The organism is Roseovarius gahaiensis (assembly GCF_011601345.1).
GTDB classification, from domain to species: Bacteria; Pseudomonadota; Alphaproteobacteria; order Rhodobacterales; family Rhodobacteraceae; genus Roseovarius; species Roseovarius gahaiensis.
This window is the reverse complement of sequence record NZ_JAAORB010000011.1, coordinates 1-14,432: the sequence shown is the minus strand read 5'-3', so window position 1 is coordinate 14,432 and position 14,432 is coordinate 1. Positions and strand designations below refer to the sequence as shown.

At 61.1% G+C, this 14,432-nt stretch carries 18 protein-coding genes; 8 read left to right on the top strand and 10 right to left on the bottom strand.

The window, feature by feature from the left end; genetic code table 11:
* Positions 1 to 71 precede the first annotated feature (71 nt).
* The 3 genes from HAT86_RS07835 to ubiA form a co-directional block, all read right to left on the bottom strand.
* Positions 72 to 398: a hypothetical protein gene (locus HAT86_RS07835; RefSeq protein WP_167195445.1), complete on the bottom strand. Its 327-nt coding sequence runs from the start codon at positions 396 to 398 to the stop codon at positions 72 to 74.
* Positions 385 to 2,301, bottom strand: coding sequence for an OmpA family protein (locus tag HAT86_RS07830; RefSeq protein ID WP_167195442.1), 1,917 nt, complete (start codon positions 2,299 to 2,301; stop codon positions 385 to 387). The genes HAT86_RS07835 and HAT86_RS07830 overlap by 14 nt, the downstream gene beginning before the upstream one ends.
* A gap of 62 nt (positions 2,302 to 2,363) precedes the next feature.
* Positions 2,364 to 3,332, bottom strand: coding sequence for a 4-hydroxybenzoate octaprenyltransferase (gene ubiA / locus HAT86_RS07825; protein WP_167195440.1), 969 nt, complete (start codon positions 3,330 to 3,332; stop codon positions 2,364 to 2,366).
* An 11-nt stretch (positions 3,333 to 3,343) separates the two neighbouring features.
* Here ubiA and HAT86_RS07820 point away from each other — a divergent pair, with 11 nt between their 5' ends.
* The 3 genes from HAT86_RS07820 to HAT86_RS07810 all read left to right on the top strand — a co-directional run bounded on the left by HAT86_RS07820 (position 3,344) and on the right by HAT86_RS07810 (position 6,013).
* A complete protein-coding gene (locus HAT86_RS07820) occupies positions 3,344 to 4,069 on the top strand; it encodes a 16S rRNA (uracil(1498)-N(3))-methyltransferase (protein ID WP_167195437.1) in 726 nt (241 codons plus the stop codon).
* Entirely contained in the window at positions 4,066 to 4,578 is a 513-nt protein-coding gene (locus HAT86_RS07815) for an EbsA family protein (RefSeq protein WP_167195652.1), read from the top strand. Before HAT86_RS07820 ends, HAT86_RS07815 begins: the two co-directional genes overlap by 4 nt.
* 64 nt (positions 4,579 to 4,642) lie before the next feature.
* Positions 4,643 to 6,013, top strand: a complete 1,371-nt coding sequence (locus HAT86_RS07810; protein WP_167195434.1) for a glutamate--cysteine ligase — start codon at positions 4,643 to 4,645, stop codon at positions 6,011 to 6,013.
* 67 nt (positions 6,014 to 6,080) lie between these two features.
* On the opposite strand, the gene plsY is transcribed toward HAT86_RS07810, so the two are convergent.
* Genes plsY through HAT86_RS07785 form a run of 5 tightly spaced genes read right to left on the bottom strand, consistent with a single transcriptional unit; the run spans position 6,081 to position 9,898 of the window.
* Complete coding sequence (plsY, locus tag HAT86_RS07805; protein WP_167195432.1) at positions 6,081 to 6,686, bottom strand: glycerol-3-phosphate 1-O-acyltransferase PlsY; 606 nt, start codon at positions 6,684 to 6,686, stop codon at positions 6,081 to 6,083.
* Entirely contained in the window at positions 6,686 to 7,969 is a 1,284-nt protein-coding gene (pyrC, locus tag HAT86_RS07800) for a dihydroorotase (RefSeq protein WP_167195430.1), read from the bottom strand. The genes plsY and pyrC overlap by 1 nt, the downstream gene beginning before the upstream one ends.
* Positions 7,966 to 8,418, bottom strand: coding sequence for a hypothetical protein (locus HAT86_RS07795; protein ID WP_167195428.1), 453 nt, complete (start codon positions 8,416 to 8,418; stop codon positions 7,966 to 7,968). The genes pyrC and HAT86_RS07795 overlap by 4 nt, the downstream gene beginning before the upstream one ends.
* Positions 8,415 to 8,951 (bottom strand): hypothetical protein, encoded by a 537-nt coding sequence (locus HAT86_RS07790; RefSeq protein WP_167195426.1) that lies wholly within the window; start codon positions 8,949 to 8,951, stop codon positions 8,415 to 8,417. The genes HAT86_RS07795 and HAT86_RS07790 overlap by 4 nt, the downstream gene beginning before the upstream one ends.
* Positions 8,948 to 9,898: an aspartate carbamoyltransferase catalytic subunit gene (locus tag HAT86_RS07785; RefSeq protein WP_167195424.1), complete on the bottom strand. Its 951-nt coding sequence runs from the start codon at positions 9,896 to 9,898 to the stop codon at positions 8,948 to 8,950. The genes HAT86_RS07790 and HAT86_RS07785 overlap by 4 nt, the downstream gene beginning before the upstream one ends.
* Positions 9,899 to 10,010: 112 nt before the next feature.
* Between HAT86_RS07785 and HAT86_RS07780 the strand changes: the two genes are divergently transcribed.
* From HAT86_RS07780 to moaB, 4 genes are read left to right on the top strand one after another with little or no spacing between them, the layout of a single operon-like run.
* Complete coding sequence (locus HAT86_RS07780; RefSeq protein ID WP_167195422.1) at positions 10,011 to 10,793, top strand: uracil-DNA glycosylase; 783 nt, start codon at positions 10,011 to 10,013, stop codon at positions 10,791 to 10,793.
* Positions 10,790 to 11,389 (top strand): metallophosphoesterase family protein, encoded by a 600-nt coding sequence (locus HAT86_RS07775; RefSeq protein ID WP_167195420.1) that lies wholly within the window; start codon positions 10,790 to 10,792, stop codon positions 11,387 to 11,389. Before HAT86_RS07780 ends, HAT86_RS07775 begins: the two co-directional genes overlap by 4 nt.
* Complete coding sequence (locus HAT86_RS07770) at positions 11,389 to 12,012, top strand: LysE family translocator (RefSeq protein ID WP_331272517.1); 624 nt, start codon at positions 11,389 to 11,391, stop codon at positions 12,010 to 12,012. The genes HAT86_RS07775 and HAT86_RS07770 overlap by 1 nt, the downstream gene beginning before the upstream one ends.
* Before the next feature lie 5 nt (positions 12,013 to 12,017).
* On the top strand, positions 12,018 to 12,560 hold the full coding sequence (moaB, locus tag HAT86_RS07765) for a molybdenum cofactor biosynthesis protein B (RefSeq protein WP_167195415.1): 543 nt from the start codon (positions 12,018 to 12,020) through the stop codon (positions 12,558 to 12,560).
* Positions 12,561 to 12,569: 9 nt separating this feature from the next.
* On the opposite strand, the gene HAT86_RS07760 is transcribed toward moaB, so the two are convergent.
* The gene (locus HAT86_RS07760) at positions 12,570 to 13,376 is read right to left on the bottom strand and encodes a protein-disulfide reductase DsbD domain-containing protein (protein ID WP_331272515.1); all 807 of its coding nucleotides are present in this window, start codon (positions 13,374 to 13,376) and stop codon (positions 12,570 to 12,572) included.
* Between the two features lie 146 nt (positions 13,377 to 13,522).
* On the opposite strand from HAT86_RS07760, the gene HAT86_RS07755 reads away from it, so the two are divergent.
* Positions 13,523 to 14,089 (top strand): YqgE/AlgH family protein, encoded by a 567-nt coding sequence (locus HAT86_RS07755; RefSeq protein WP_231125854.1) that lies wholly within the window; start codon positions 13,523 to 13,525, stop codon positions 14,087 to 14,089.
* 23 nt (positions 14,090 to 14,112) lie between these two features.
* On the opposite strand, the gene HAT86_RS07750 is transcribed toward HAT86_RS07755, so the two are convergent.
* A complete protein-coding gene (locus tag HAT86_RS07750; RefSeq protein WP_167195406.1) occupies positions 14,113 to 14,349 on the bottom strand; it encodes a hypothetical protein in 237 nt (78 codons plus the stop codon).
* Positions 14,350 to 14,432: the final 83 nt, after the last annotated feature.

Here is a 14,432-nt window from a genome sequence, read left to right as displayed (position 1 = left end):
CCACCTTGGACAATGGCCCCGACGCGCGAGGGTCAGCGGAGGAGTGGACCGCGGAATGATGTGCGGGCCGCTTACCCCGAGCCGACACGCTCCAGATGCGTGCGCAGTTGTTCCGCCTCTTGGCGCGCTTCGCGCAAGCCGTCCATCGTGGCCGCCAATTCAGCTTCGGTCTGGGACAATTGGTTGGTCAGTTCCGCTTCGCGCTGTTGCAGGTATGTGATGGCCTGATCGCGGGTTTCCTCGGCCTCGTGCAGCTCTTGCGCCATTTTTTCCAGCTCGCCCACATCGGATTGCGAGACACGGATAAACCGATGCACCAACCAATTGGCGAACCACCCGACGCAAAACGCCACGAACAAGATGACAGCCGTGGCAAATATAAACTCAGTTCTGTTCATCTGACGTGTCTTCCTGATCTTGCTGATCTGACGTTTGGTCGTCATCGCCCGGTTCTTCAAGGCTTTCAAGCGTTGTCTGTTTCTCTTCGACCGGCTTGGGCCGGATCAGGCGAAATTCGATCCGGCGGTTGGCCTCCCGGCCATCTTCGGTGTCATTGTCGGCAATGGGTTGGCTTTCACCATAGCCTTTGGCGGAAAAGGACGCTGTCAAAACCCGGCGCTTGCGCAATTCGTTCAAGACCGCCTGCGCCCTGTCCTGGCTCAGGCTCTGGTTCATGGTTTCGCGCCCCTGGCTATCGGTATGCCCACCAATTTCCATCCGCAGATCGCCGCAATTTTCAAGCACGTCAGCGATGTCATCCAGAATGGCCGCACCGTTCGAATCAATGTTGGACGAGCCCGGTTCGAAGTTAATTTTGCGCTCAATCAGAATTTCCGCAATGCGCGCTTCGCATTCCTCGGGGGACAGCTGGCTTGCGATCGGGTCCAATTCTTCGCGGTAGGTCACATCAATCGAGAATTCCTGACCCTCGCCCAGTTTGTCCGACAAGAACCCCGCGATCATGGCACCGGCCTCGTTTTGGCCGGTGTTGCCGGTCACCTGCACCAGATCCGAGGTCACGACCACCGAGCCGTTTGAAAGATAACTCAGCGCCTCAAGCCCGGTCAGAACCCGTAAAGACCAATCGCGCGGCAGGCCTTCGGCCACGCGGGCGGTTGTATGCACGATATCGGAGGCAAACCGCGCCTTGGCGAAACTATCAACGGTGTTGCGGGCCAGTTCGCTGGACACGCGGCCCCGGATTTGCACCAACCCCTCCGGTGAGAGCGTGGCCACGAATTCAGGCTTGGCCGCGCGATCTGTCTTCTCGGGCTGCGGCAACACGGCATGCAACGCAAAGACATCTGGTAGCGAGGTCTCCAACCGTCCGACCACTGTATCAAACCGGGTTTCCGGCGTTCCCTGTGCCGCGATCAGGGAAATATCGGCATCTGAAAATGTCAGGCTGCCGCCTTCAAGCTCGGCCAACGCCTCAATCGACATCTCCACGGCGTCGCCCCACCTGCGCGAGGGCACGCCCAGCCCGATTGTGCAGTTGACCTTGTCGGTCATCCCGGCTTTGCCCGCTGCACTCAAAATGCGGTCGCGGGCTTGCTCGGTATCGGCGGCACAGGCATCAAAGCGGGCTTGCCCGTCCTCGATCAGGAACCGCAGTGCAAAGGGTGTGATCACCGGACGCGGTGCCGAAATATCCATGGTCAGACTTATTTCCGACGGGGCCTTGCGCGACAGTTCGGTCTCAAGCTCACGTTTTGCAGCCTCGCTATCGACCATCGCAGTAATCTTGATCCGTTCGGCATCCACCGAAATCTTGGTGCGCGGCAACATTTGCAATGCGTCCAGAGCAAAGTCCAACGCAGCCTCCCAATTGGCGGGCTGCGGGTAATCGGCCGATTCCAGAAAATCGGCTGTCTCAACCCCTTTGGCCGTGTCGGATATCTCTTCCAAAAGCGCGTCGCGATCTGTCGCCGAAGGGACAAGTCCGATCAGTGAAATTCCACTGTCGTTGCGCAGGATTTCGATCGAGAACCGCGGCGGCGCAAGGTTTTCGCTGTCGGTCACCAACATCTGGTCAATGACCCGCGCCGCGTCCACCACGGTTCCGGCCACCGACAGGGCTTTGAAACGCAGGGCCTCGGATGGTGCGGTTCCGGCCAGAAACACCTGCAAGCCGCTGGCATCGACCTCGGCCCAGACCATATCGTTGCTGTCCAGCGTATCGCGAACGGTCGTGCGCGATGTGTCCTCGATCACCGTCACGGCAAAGCGCGCGGCCATAAGGCAGATGGCCGCCGCGATCAGGAATGTGGTTGCGATAACCAGAATAGAAGACAGGCGCATGATGCGAGGGCCCGCAAGTTGTTGTTCAAGAAGTCTTTAGGCCCAGTCTGATCCAAGTTCAATCACACCAACAGCGCGACGGCGAAAATCAGCACAGGCAGCATACCTGCGTCCCGGTTTGATCGAAACAACCCTAGCAGCCGGTCATTGTCGCTTAGATCAAGGCGGCGCAGCTGCCAATGCATGTGCAGCCCCATGGCCCATGGCCCCAAAAGCGCAACCAGCAATCCGCCTGCGCTGCCATCAATGGTCGCCAGCAAAACCGCGATCATCTGGAGCGTCACCGTCAGCACCAAGAACCCCAGCAACCAACGTGGGCTGCTATTGCCGAACAGGCGGGCGGTCGACTTTACGCCGATCAGCGCGTCGTCTTCCTTGTCTTGGTGGGCATAGATCGTGTCATAGAAAAGCGTCCATGCGATCCCGGCCAAGTATAACATGACTGCGGGCCACTCTAGCTGCCCGGTATGCGCAGTCCATGCCAGCAACGCACCCCAGTTGAACGCCAACCCCAAAAATACCTGCGGCCACCACGTGAACCGCTTGGCAAAGGGATAGATCGCAACCGGCAGCAAGGCCAGAACGCCAAGCGCAATCGCGACTATATTAAAGGTCAGCAAAACGCAAAGGGCAATCAGCGCCTGTGCCGCCAGCCACACAAGCGCCCCCGTGACAGTGACCTGCCCCGAAGGGATGGGCCGTGACGCCGTGCGCGCGACGCTGCCGTCGATATGACGGTCGGTGATGTCGTTCCACGTGCAGCCGGCCCCGCGCATCAGGAACGCACCGATGCCGCACCCGGCGAAAATCCAAAGATCGTGCCATGTGGCCTGACCGTCATGCAGCATCGCCAACAGCAGCCCCCACCAGCACGGCAGGAGCAAAAGCCACGTGCCAATCGGGCGATCCGCACGCGACAGGCGCAGATAGGGCCGCGTGGCCACCGGGGCCAGACGGTCCACCCAGTTGCCTTTGACCGCGTCGGCCACTTGACCGCTTGCAGGCTCTGGCGTCTGGTTCTTGCTGGTCATATGGTGCCCCCATGGCAGATACCAAAATCAGGCTTTATGTAGATCACCCCTTGGGGCAAGGGCAAACGGTTCCTCTGACGCGCGAGCAGGCACATTACCTGTTCGGCGTGATGCGGCGCAACGTGGGCGATACCGTGCTGTTGTTCAACGGCCACGGGGGCGAATGGCGCGCGACGGTGGAAAAGGCTGGCAAGCGGGACGGTCTGCTAATGACCGACGCGCAGACCCGCACGCAGCAAAACCCGCCCGATCTGTGGCTTTTGTTCGCGCCGATCAAAAAAGCGCGCACCGATTTTATCGTCGAAAAGGCCGCCGAGATGGGCGCGGCGCGTATCCTGCCGGTGCAAACTGATTTCACCAATTCCGAACGTATCCGGCAAGACCGGCTTCAGGCTCATGCGGTCGAGGCCGCCGAACAATGCGGCGGCACCTTTGTGCCCGAGGTTTGCGATTTGCAAAAGCTAGAGCAGGTCTTGGCCGATTGGCCCGAAGACCGCCAGTTGATGTTCTGCGACGAATCCCTTGTCGGGGCGCGCGACAGTTTAGGTCAGCCCCGCGGTGATAAATGGGCCATTCTGATCGGCCCCGAGGGCGGATTTTCTGACAGCGAACGCGCCCGCCTGTCCGCCCTGCCTTTTGCCCATGCGGTCAGCCTCGGGCCACGCATTCTGCGGGCTGACACAGCCGCGGTGGCCGCGATGACGGTCTGGCAAACAACCCTCGGAGATTGGCATTGAGCTTTATGCGGCCCGAAGCGCAAGCCGCTTTGCGCAAATGGCGCGAGGCGCTGACCGGTGGCGTCATTGTGGCGCTTGGGCTTTGGTGGGTTTTCGGCTTTGTGGGCCTGTTGCACTGGCTGGGCTACCCGGTCGTGCTGCTCGGGTTTGCCTTGGTCTGGATCGGGTTCCAACGCGCTCGGTTTCGCATCGGCCAAAACGGGCCGGGCGTTGTGCAGGTAGACGAAGGGCAAATTGCCTATTTCGGCCCGCTGAACGGCGGTGTCGTGGCCTTGGCCGATATCACCCGGCTGACCGTTGACCGCACCGGCCACCCATCGCACTGGCGGCTCAGCCAACCGGGGCAACCTGATCTGGTGATCCCACTGACCGCCCGAGGCGCGGATCGTTTGTTTGATGCCTTCGCACAGCTTCCCGGCTTGCGCACCGAATGGATGTTGTCGCAGATGCAGCGTGGGGACCATGACACCATCGTCATCTGGCAAAAACGCACAAACGCCCTGCATTGACACCCCGCGTGAATGCGGCCACTTGTGACAGTCATTATTGCGCGACAAGGCAGGAGAGAGGCTCATGTCCATACCCCAGTCCGGAGGCGGGCCAATTGAGCGGCACGAACAACTGGCCGAGTATCTGGAACGTGGCTGCAAGCCGCGCGATGCATGGCGGATCGGCACCGAACACGAGAAATTTGGCTATTGCAAAGACACGCTCCGGCCCATCCCCTATGAGGGCGAGCGCAGTGTGCTGGCCGTTCTGGAAGGCCTGCGTGATGGTCACGGTTGGGCCCCGCTGGAGGAAGGCGGCAAGCTGATCGGCCTTGAAAAAGACGGCGCGAATGTCAGCCTTGAACCGGGCGGGCAGCTTGAACTGTCAGGCGCCCCGCTGGAAACCATCCACGAAACCTGCGACGAGGTGAACGCCCACCTGCGTGACGTCAAAGACATCGCCGACAAGGTTGGCGTCGGGTTCATCGGGCTAGGTGCCGCGCCGATCTGGCGGCACGAGGACATGCCGGTTCTGCCCAAAGGCCGCTACAAACTGATGACCGATTACATGGACCGGGTCGGCACCATGGGCAAATCCATGATGTACCGCACCTGCACCGTGCAGGTGAACCTGGATTTCGGATCCGAGGCCGACATGGTCAAGAAACTGCGCGTGGCCCTTGCCCTGCAACCGGTCGCAACGGCGCTTTTTGCAAATTCCCCGTTTTTCGAAGGTCAGCCCACCGGGTTCAAATCATGGCGGGCGCGGGTGTGGCGCGATCTGGACGCAGATCGCACCGGCATGTTGCCCTTTGTCTTTGAGGACGGCTTCGGCTTCGAAGCATGGGCTGACTATGCGCTTGATGTGCCAATGTATTTTGTCTACCGCGACGGGGTCTACATCAATGCGCTTGGCCAATCCTTCCGGGACTTTCTGAAAGGCGAACTGCCCGCCCTGCCAGGCGAAAAACCCACCCTGTCGGACTGGGCCGATCACCTGACCACGATCTTCCCCGAGGCCCGGATCAAGCAATTCCTTGAAATGCGCGGGGCCGATGGTGGCCCGTGGCGGCGGCTATGTGCCCTGCCCGCGTTCTGGGTCGGGTTGATGTATGATCAGACAGCACTGGATGCGGCTTGGGATCTAGTCAAAGACTGGGATGCCGAAACCCGCGAGGCCCTGCGCATCGCGGCCGGCAAAGACGCCCTGCAAGCCAAGGTGCCCGGCGTAGATATGCACGAGCTGGCACGCGAGGTTGTGGCCATATCCCAAGCCGGTCTGAAGGCGCGGGCATGCGCAGGGGCCAACGGCATGATCCCCGATGAGACCCATTTCCTGAACGCACTACAAGAAAGCGTCGAAACGGGCACGGTCCCCGCCGATGATTTGCTAGAGCACTATCACGGCGATTGGAATGGCGATCTTAGCCGGATTTATGCCGAGTATTCCTACTGAGTGATTGAACATGCGGCTGGCCCGGCACTGCACCTGCGCCCGATACCGGGCCAGCCGCGGTGCCGGGTTATTTCTGGCCGATTTTCGGTTCGGTGCCTGCTTTCAGTCGGGCGATATTTTCGCGGTGTCGCCAGAAGATCAGCAAGGTCAAAATCGCACCCAGCACAACCGCCTGCCCATGCCCCAGAAGGTTCATCCACAAGGTGGATGAGGCCGCCGCCGCAATCGCGGCGAAGGATGAAATCCGTTTCAGAGCCGCCGCCGCCAGCCATGTCAGGCAACAGGCCACGCCGACAGGCCATGCCAAGGCCAGCATCAGACCAAGGAAGGTCGCAACCCCCTTGCCACCCTTGAAGCCTAGCCAAACCGGATAGCAGTGCCCCAAAAAGGCCAGCAGCCCGGCAAGTTGGGCGGCATCTTCGCCCGTGACCGCTCGTGCCAGCAAAACAGCAACAGCCCCTTTGCCACCGTCCAGCAGCAGCGTTGCCGCCGCCGCGCCCTTGGACCCGGTGCGCAACACATTGGTCGCGCCGATATTGCCCGAGCCGATCTCGCGCAGGTTTCCAAGGTTCATGGCCTTGGCCAGCACCATGCCAAACGGGATCGACCCCAGCAGGTAACCAAGAACGGCCCAAAGGGCCAACAGGGCAAGGCCAGTGTCAAAATCAGGCATTAGCGGGCCTCAAATACTGGGGTTCCGGCAACATAGGTTGCCAGCACCCTACCTTGCATACGCTGGCCGTCAAATGGCGTATTCTTGGATTTGGAATGCAGCGTCGTGCGATCCATCACAAACGGCTTGTCAGGGTCGAACACCAGCACATCCGCAGGGGCCCCAACGGCCAACCGCCCCGACGCAAGGCCAAGCCGCCGCGCCGGATTAAGGGCCATGGCCCGAAACAATGTTGGCAAATCCAGATCGCCGGAATGATACAAACGCAACGCAGCAGGCAAAAGGGTTTCCAAAGCCACGGCACCGCTGGCCGCCTCTTCAAAAGGCAGACGCTTGGATTCCTCGTCTTGCGGGGTGTGCATAGAGCTGATCACGTCAATCAGGCCCGAGCGCACCGCCTCGATCACCGCTTGCCGGTCATCCTCGGACCTGAGTGGCGGTTTGACCTTAAAGAAGGTGCGGTAGTCAGCCACGTCCAATTCGTTCAGGGTAAGGTGGTGGATGGATGTGCCCGCGGTGATGTTCAACCCGTTGCGCTTGGCGCGCTCCAGTGCCGGCAAGGCGCGGGCCGTGGTGATCTGATCGGCATGATAGGCCGCGCCGGTCATTTCCAGCAGGGCAATATCACGGTCCAGCCCCATGCGTTCGGCCATCGGCGACACGGCGGGCAACCCGCGCAGCGACGCGAACTTGCCACTGGTGGCCGCCGCCCCGGCGCTCAGCCCCGGCTCTTGCGGGTGGGCAATCACCAAGGCCCCAAGCGCGCGGGCATAGGTCAACGCGCGGCTGAGCACCTTGGTATTGGTGACCACGTGATCACAATCGGTAAAGGCCACCGCGCCGGCATCCAGCAAGAACCCGATCTCGGTCATCTCGCGCCCCTCGCGGCCCTTGGTCAAGGCCGCCATCGGCAAGACACGAACAGGACCAGCCGCATTGGCGCGGCGCGCGACAAATTCCAAGGCCTCGGGGCTGTCGATGGCCGGGCTGGTATCGGGACGCGTCACCATGGTGGTGACCCCGCCCGCCGCCGCGGCCAGACCCGCCGAGCGATAGGATTCCTTGTGGCGCTCGCCCGGCTCACAGACTTTCACGCCGATATCGACAATCCCCGGCGCAAGACATTTGCCATCACAATCAACAACCTCCTCCGCCTTTGGCATGGCGGCCTCGGCCCCGATGGCCTTGATCACCCCGTCTTCGATCAGCAGCCAGCCGGGCGTATCGCTGCCCTGTTCCGGGTCGATCAGGCGGGCGTTGGCAAACAGCGTGGTGGTTGTCATGACAGGGCTCCGGCTTTTGCGGCCTCGATCCGCTGACGCGTGGCGTCGCGGTCGGCTTGATATTTCAAAAGATGCTTGTCGCCCGAGCGCGTGACGATCTGCACGGCACTGCCAAGGGTTCGGATCGTCTGGATATCTTTCAGGAACACCGCGCGGGTTTGCGGCCCCAACAAGCGCCGGTCTGTCAAATCCCACCGGGCCTGCATCTCGTCCGAGGCAACGTAGAACGCACGCACGGCCACCGCCGCAAGCCCGCCAACTGCCCCGGTCCAGACATGTGGATTGCCCATCGCCCACAAGATCACCATGCCGATGGCCATCGCCCCCGCCGCCAGCCAAGCATGATCGCGCCAATAGGCTGCACGGTCAGGGTGGAAACTGTAAACCACATGTTCGCCGTCGGCCAGCGGGCTGGTGGGTGTCATCGAGTGGATCAGGTTTTCGCTCATGATGCGACCCATACGACAACAGCGACAAGCGCGAACAAAACCAGCAATGCCAAGGACGCAATGCGCCCGGACATGGCCGCATCACTGGGGGCCGCCTTGCCACCCGTCGTGCCGCGGGCGGCCTTGGATGGCAGGGGGTCGAAGGCAACCGGCGTGGCGTCTTCATGAAAGCTGGCAATCAGGCGCAGCGGCGCGCGGGGCGTCAATGTCTGGGCCTGCCCGCCAAAGGCACGCGACGTCACGATCAGCACATGGCCCGCCAGCGCATGAAGCTGGCCGCGCATATCCGCAAGATCCGCAGGGTCAATCCCGTGCCCCTGTTCCAGATAGCCGGTCAGCCCCAGCTCATCCAGATCGGAGAGCGGGAAAAGCTCTACGTGATCGGCATTGAGCACATCAGCACCAAGCGCGTCTTGCAAGGGCCACGCGCCGTTTTGACGGTTGAACCCCGCGATCTGATCTTCGGGCAAATCGACAGCAAAAATGCGCACAACGCCATGCTCTGTCGGTCGGATCGTGATCTTGTCGGTCATGCCATCACCTCGCGCGGGCGGGCCCGCAGATTGCGCGCCAAAAGGTCCATTGCGGCCATGCGCACGGCGACGCCCATTTCGACCTGTTCCTGAATGACACTGCGATTAATGTCATCGGCGATTTCACCGTCAATCTCGACCCCGCGATTCATCGGGCCGGGATGCATGACAATGGCATCGTCTTTGGCGTGGGCCAGTTTCTCGGCGTCCAGCCCGTAGCGGAAGTAATATTCACGCTCGGACGGGATAAAGCCACCATCCATACGCTCGCGCTGAAGGCGCAGCATCATCACCACATCCACATTGCGCAGGCCTTCGGCCATGTCGTCATAGACCTCGACCCCGAAATCGGCGATGCCCGACGGCATCAGCGTCGGCGGGCCAATCAGCCGCACGCGGTTTTCCATCTTGCCCAACAAAAGGATATTCGACCGCGCCACACGGCTATGGGCGATATCACCGCAAATCGCGACATTCAGACGGTGCAGGCGGCCTTTGGCGCGGCGGATTGTCAGCGCATCCAACAAGGCCTGCGTGGGGTGTTCATGTCGCCCGTCACCGGCGTTGAGAACCGCGCAGTTCACCTTTTGCGACAGCAAGTCCACTGCCCCAGAATGCGGGTGGCGCACAACCAACAGATCGGGGTGCATGGCATTGAGCGTCATGGCGGTGTCAATCAGCGTTTCGCCCTTTTTGATCGAACTGGCCTGCATGGCCATGTTCATCACATCCGCCCCCAGACGTTTGCCCGCCAGTTCGAAACTGGCCTGCGTTCGGGTGGAGTTTTCAAAGAACATGTTGATCTGGGTCAGGCCCGCCAAGGCCTCGGCATGTTTCATGTCACCCCGGTTCAGCGCGACATATTGATCGGCCAAATCCAGAATCTCAGAGATTGCTGACGGTGGCAGGGGTTCGATTCCCAGAAGGTGGGAGTGTGAAAAGGTCATCCGCCGCTCCGTTCCGTGATCCTGCCCGCTTATAGAAAGGGCAGCGGTCCGGGGCAAGGCATCGCGTTGAGTGCTTTTCACTGGCGCGGCAGGGGAGTAGCCTGCCGCCATCATGGAATCGGCATTGGATTATCATACGGCGAAGGCGCTGCTGGATTGGCAGGTTGAACTTGGCGCGACCGAGGCGATTTGCGATGCGCCCGTGAACCGTTACGAGGTGCCTGAAAAAGTGGCCGCCCCGGTGGCCTCCACACCTGCGCCCACACAGCCTGCGCCACTGGCCGCATTCGATCCGGTGGCCGACGCCAAGGCGGCCGCCCAAAGCGCCGATACGCTGGAGGCACTGCAAGCCGCGCTTGCCGCGTTCGAGCATTGCGAGCTGAAACGCGGCGCGCGCAATTTGGTGTTTTGCGATGGCAACCCGGCGGCGCGCGTGATGATCATCGGCGAGGCTCCGGGCCGGGACGAAGATATGCAGGGCAAACCTTTTGTCGGCCGTGCCGGGCAATTGCTGGACAAGATGCTAGCGGCAATCGGCATGGCGCGCGACGCCACCGACACCCAAGCATCGGTTTACATCACAAACGTTCTGCCGTGGCGCCCACCGCAAAACCGCGACCCGAAACCAGATGAAATCGCCATGCTGGTCCCGTTCGTGCAGCGCCATGTCGAATTGGTCGCCCCCGAAGTGATCATACTGATGGGTAACATCAGTTGTCAGGCGGGGCTTGGCAAACGCGGCATCAGCCGCTTGCGCGGGCACTGGGCCGAAAGCTATGGCAAGCCAACCCTGCCGATGTTTCACCCCGCCTACCTGTTGCGCAGTCCCAAGTTCAAACGCGAAACCTGGGCCGATCTGTTGGCGCTGCAGGCGCGGCTTAAGGGTTTGCAATGAACATTCTGGCCTTTTCCGATCTGCACTTGTCCGCGCGCCATGCCGCCGATCTGGTGGCGGCCAGTGACAGCGCGGATCTGGTCATCGGCGCTGGCGATTTCTGCAACCACCGCGAAGGGCTGGCACAGGCCATGGCCATGCTAAAGGGCATCACCGCACCAATGATCGTGGTGCCCGGAAATGCCGAAAGCGATGCCGAGCTGCGCCGCGCGGCTGGTAAAGACATGACCGTTCTGCACGGGCGTGAAACGCAGGCGAACGGGCTGCATATTTTCGGCCTTGGCTACGGCGTGCCGGTCACGCCCTTTGGCGATTGGTCCTGCGACCTGACCGAACCCGAGGCCGAGACGCTTTTGAACGCATGTGAGCGCGCCGATATTCTGATCACGCATTCCCCGCCAAAAGGCGTGGCCGATGTCACCTCGCAAGGGGTTTCCGTTGGGTCAGCCGCCATCCGCGCGGCGATTGAGCGGCTGCAGCCAAAACTGGCGCTCTGCGGCCACATTCATGACAGTTGGGGCGCGGAGGGCGTGATCGGGGCGACCCGTGTGGTCAACCTTGGCCCGACCCCCAATTGGTTTGAGGTCAGCCCGTGATCATTGACCCGCTTGTCTTGCTGGCCTTTATCCCGGCTGGTCTGGCGCTGAACCTGACACCCGGCGCGGACATGATGTTTTGCCTTGGGCTTGGGCTGCGGTCTGGGCCGCGCCCGGCCATCGCGGCCAGCGCGGGCATTGCTGCCGGCGGCATGGTGCATGTGACGCTGGCCGGGCTTGGGCTTGGGGCGGCCATGGCCGCGATGCCTTGGCTGTTCGACGTCATCCGCTGGTGCGGGGTGGGCTATCTGCTGTGGCTGGCATGGGCCGCCCTGCGCCGTCCGGCCCCATCTGCAGCGGTCCCGCTGGACATTCCCGCCGTGCGTGCCTTTCGCCAAGGGCTGGTCGTCAACCTGCTGAACCCCAAGGTGATTTTGTTCGTGCTGGCCTTTGTCCCGCAATTCGTCGATCCGGCACGCGGCGCGATCCTTGGGCAGTTCTTGGTCTACGGCCTGATCCTTGGGCTTGGCGGGTTTATCATCAACGGGACGGTTGGGCTGTTTGCCGGCGGCGTGGGCCGCCGGATGGCCACATCAACCCGGTTCACACGCGGCCTTGGCTATGCCAGTGCTGCAATATTCGCAGGGCTGGCGCTCCGCCTTGCCCTTATCCAAAGGAGTTGACCCACATGAGCCGTATCGACGACAGCAAAGAGTTCATTCCAGTCCGCATCGCCGTTCTGACCGTCAGCGACAGCCGCGATATTTCCGAGGACCGCTCCGGCGAGGTGCTGGTCAACCGGATTGAAGCGGCAGGGCACATATTGGCAGACCGGATGATCGTGCGCGACGAGCGCGACCAGATCGCCGACCAGCTGCGCGAATGGATCGCCTCGGATCGGGTGGATGTGGTCATTTCAACCGGCGGCACCGGCCTGACCGGGCGGGATGTGACCGTCGAGGCGCATTGCGATGTCTATGAAAAAGAGATCGACGCCTTCGGCACTGTTTTCACGATGATCAGCATGCAAAAGATCGGCACAAGCGCGGTCCAGTCACGCGCCACCGGCGGTGTTGCCGGGGGCACATATCTGTTCGCCCTGCCCGGCAGCCCCGGCGCCTGCAAGGATGCATGGGACGAGATTTTAAGCCTGCAACTGGATTACCGCCACCGCCCCTGCAACTTTGTCGAGATCATGCCCCGGCTGGACGAACATCAACGCCGAAAATAAGGCCGGTGCTTATCGTCCGGGACAACCGCGAATATCAACCGAATGGTTTTCACCAACGACGGTGATCCGAAGCTTTGAGCGATCCAAAGCAAAGGCCGCGCCGTCGACATGATACATGTCGGACACCGCAACCAAGCGCCCGCTTTGGCGTTTCGTATCGGCCTGTGACACCCAAATGGCAGGGTTGCTGGTTTCGATCACCGCAATCTCGTGACCACCGGTGTTGGGCAAATCCACCTCGGCGCGCAGGCGCAAACCACCCTCGATCGGGCTAAGCGCGCAGGCGACGCGTGTGACGCCCGCCTCAGACGCCGAATAGGGCCGCGATGCCATGGCCGCCACGATGCGTGGATCGCGCTGTGAGGCGTGCGCCTGCAACCGCTGCGACACCTGCAAAGTCACTGGCACGCACACATCCTTGCACACGCCAATTTCCACCTCGCCGGCCAAGACAATCGGCTGGCCCGGATTTTTCGGGCTCAGCGTCAGCGGCAAGGTCATGCTGTCGGCATAGCCAATCGTGCGCAGCCCACCCTGATCTATCGCGCGCGGCGCGGGCCACGTCACTTGAACGCCGGCCAGATTGTCGGACGTGCGCCAATCGAATTGCGGTGGAATCCCGGCATCCCCCGGTGCGCGCCAATATGTCTTCCAGCCATTCTTTAAGGTCAGGTGCAGGGCTGCCACGTGGCGGCCATCCTGCTCTCGCCACCCGGTCAGAATGCGCGCGTCCACCATGTCGGCATTCGCAAGCGCCGCACGCGGCGCAGGCAGCAAGGCGAAAACCGCCACGATAAGGATTAATACTCTTGCCATCATAGTGTCTACATGGGCGATCCAGCCCGAAATGCCAATTCACGTTCCAGCGATCTTTCCGGGATAAATAACGCAGGCCTTGATGGCAACGCTTGAACTGCTGTGCTTATCACACCATTCTTATAAGGGTATTCTGGAGGATGTTCTTGACCAATCACATTGATCTTACAGGGAAATTATTGATTGCAATGCCCGGCATGGCTGATCCGAGGTTTGAACACTCGGTCGTGTTCGTCTGCGCCCACTCGGACGAAGGGGCCATGGGGCTGGTGATCAACAAACCCACAGAAGACCTGAAATTGAAAGAGCTTCTGACCCAGCTTTCCATCACTCCGGGGCCCGATCTGCGGGATATGTCCGTGCATTTCGGTGGGCCGGTCGAACACGGGCGCGGGTTTGTTTTGCATGACTACGGCTATCATTCTGCCATTTCGACCCTTGATGTGAACGATCACTTCGCGATGACCGCAACCTTGGACATTCTTGAAGATCTGGCCCAAGGGCGCGGGCCCGAGCGGGTGATCATGGCTTTGGGCTATGCCGGATGGGGTCCGGGACAGCTGGAAGCGGAAATCGCGCAAAACGGATGGCTGACCTGCGACGCGAACCAACAACTGGTCTTTGAAACCCCCGATCCCGACAAATGGGAAGGTGCGTTGAAGCAGCTTGGCGTCAGCGCATTGGCCTTATCGGCCGACGCCGGGCGCGCCTAAACTGTAGCGTCCCCCTGTCTGGATCACATAGGATAGTCAAACCGCCGGATCGCGTCCCATATATCCAGATTCAAGGCCTGCAAACGTTCGACCGCCGCGTCGAACTTGGCCAGTTCCGCGTCATCGGCGACCTCTTGCTTGCCAACCAGTATCTCGGTTTTGCGATCCGCTATGCGCATCATGATTGTATTGGGCGGGCCGCCATTTGGATCGAACGAATAGATGCAATGATTGTACTTGTTGCGCAATCCTGCTGTCAACGGCGGAGTAAAACCCGACCAAAGGGCGGCGCAAAATTAGGCCACTTTGGGGTTGGGCGTGAAGGGCGCATAGAGCGCTGGCG

Bases quoted from the DNA above. Each gene is read 5' to 3' on its own strand.
- HAT86_RS07780 (WP_167195422.1), top strand. From the start codon at position 10,011: ATGGAATCGGCATTGGATTATCATACGGCGAAGGCGCTGCTGGATTGG.
- HAT86_RS07835 (WP_167195445.1), bottom strand. From the start codon at position 398: ATGAACAGAACTGAGTTTATATTTGCCACGGCTGTCATCTTGTTCGTG.
- HAT86_RS07760 (WP_331272515.1), bottom strand. From the start codon at position 13,376: ATGGCAAGAGTATTAATCCTTATCGTGGCGGTTTTCGCCTTGCTGCCT.
- plsY (WP_167195432.1), bottom strand. From the start codon at position 6,686: ATGCCTGATTTTGACACTGGCCTTGCCCTGTTGGCCCTTTGGGCCGTT.
- HAT86_RS07795 (WP_167195428.1), bottom strand. From the start codon at position 8,418: ATGAGCGAAAACCTGATCCACTCGATGACACCCACCAGCCCGCTGGCC.
- HAT86_RS07810 (WP_167195434.1), top strand. From the start codon at position 4,643: ATGTCCATACCCCAGTCCGGAGGCGGGCCAATTGAGCGGCACGAACAA.
- HAT86_RS07820 (WP_167195437.1), top strand. From the start codon at position 3,344: ATGGCAGATACCAAAATCAGGCTTTATGTAGATCACCCCTTGGGGCAA.
- HAT86_RS07790 (WP_167195426.1), bottom strand. From the start codon at position 8,951: ATGACCGACAAGATCACGATCCGACCGACAGAGCATGGCGTTGTGCGC.
- HAT86_RS07830 (WP_167195442.1), bottom strand. From the start codon at position 2,301: ATGCGCCTGTCTTCTATTCTGGTTATCGCAACCACATTCCTGATCGCG.
- HAT86_RS07785 (WP_167195424.1), bottom strand. From the start codon at position 9,898: ATGACCTTTTCACACTCCCACCTTCTGGGAATCGAACCCCTGCCACCG.
- moaB (WP_167195415.1), top strand. From the start codon at position 12,018: ATGAGCCGTATCGACGACAGCAAAGAGTTCATTCCAGTCCGCATCGCC.
- ubiA (WP_167195440.1), bottom strand. From the start codon at position 3,332: ATGACCAGCAAGAACCAGACGCCAGAGCCTGCAAGCGGTCAAGTGGCC.
- HAT86_RS07775 (WP_167195420.1), top strand. From the start codon at position 10,790: ATGAACATTCTGGCCTTTTCCGATCTGCACTTGTCCGCGCGCCATGCC.
- pyrC (WP_167195430.1), bottom strand. From the start codon at position 7,969: ATGACAACCACCACGCTGTTTGCCAACGCCCGCCTGATCGACCCGGAA.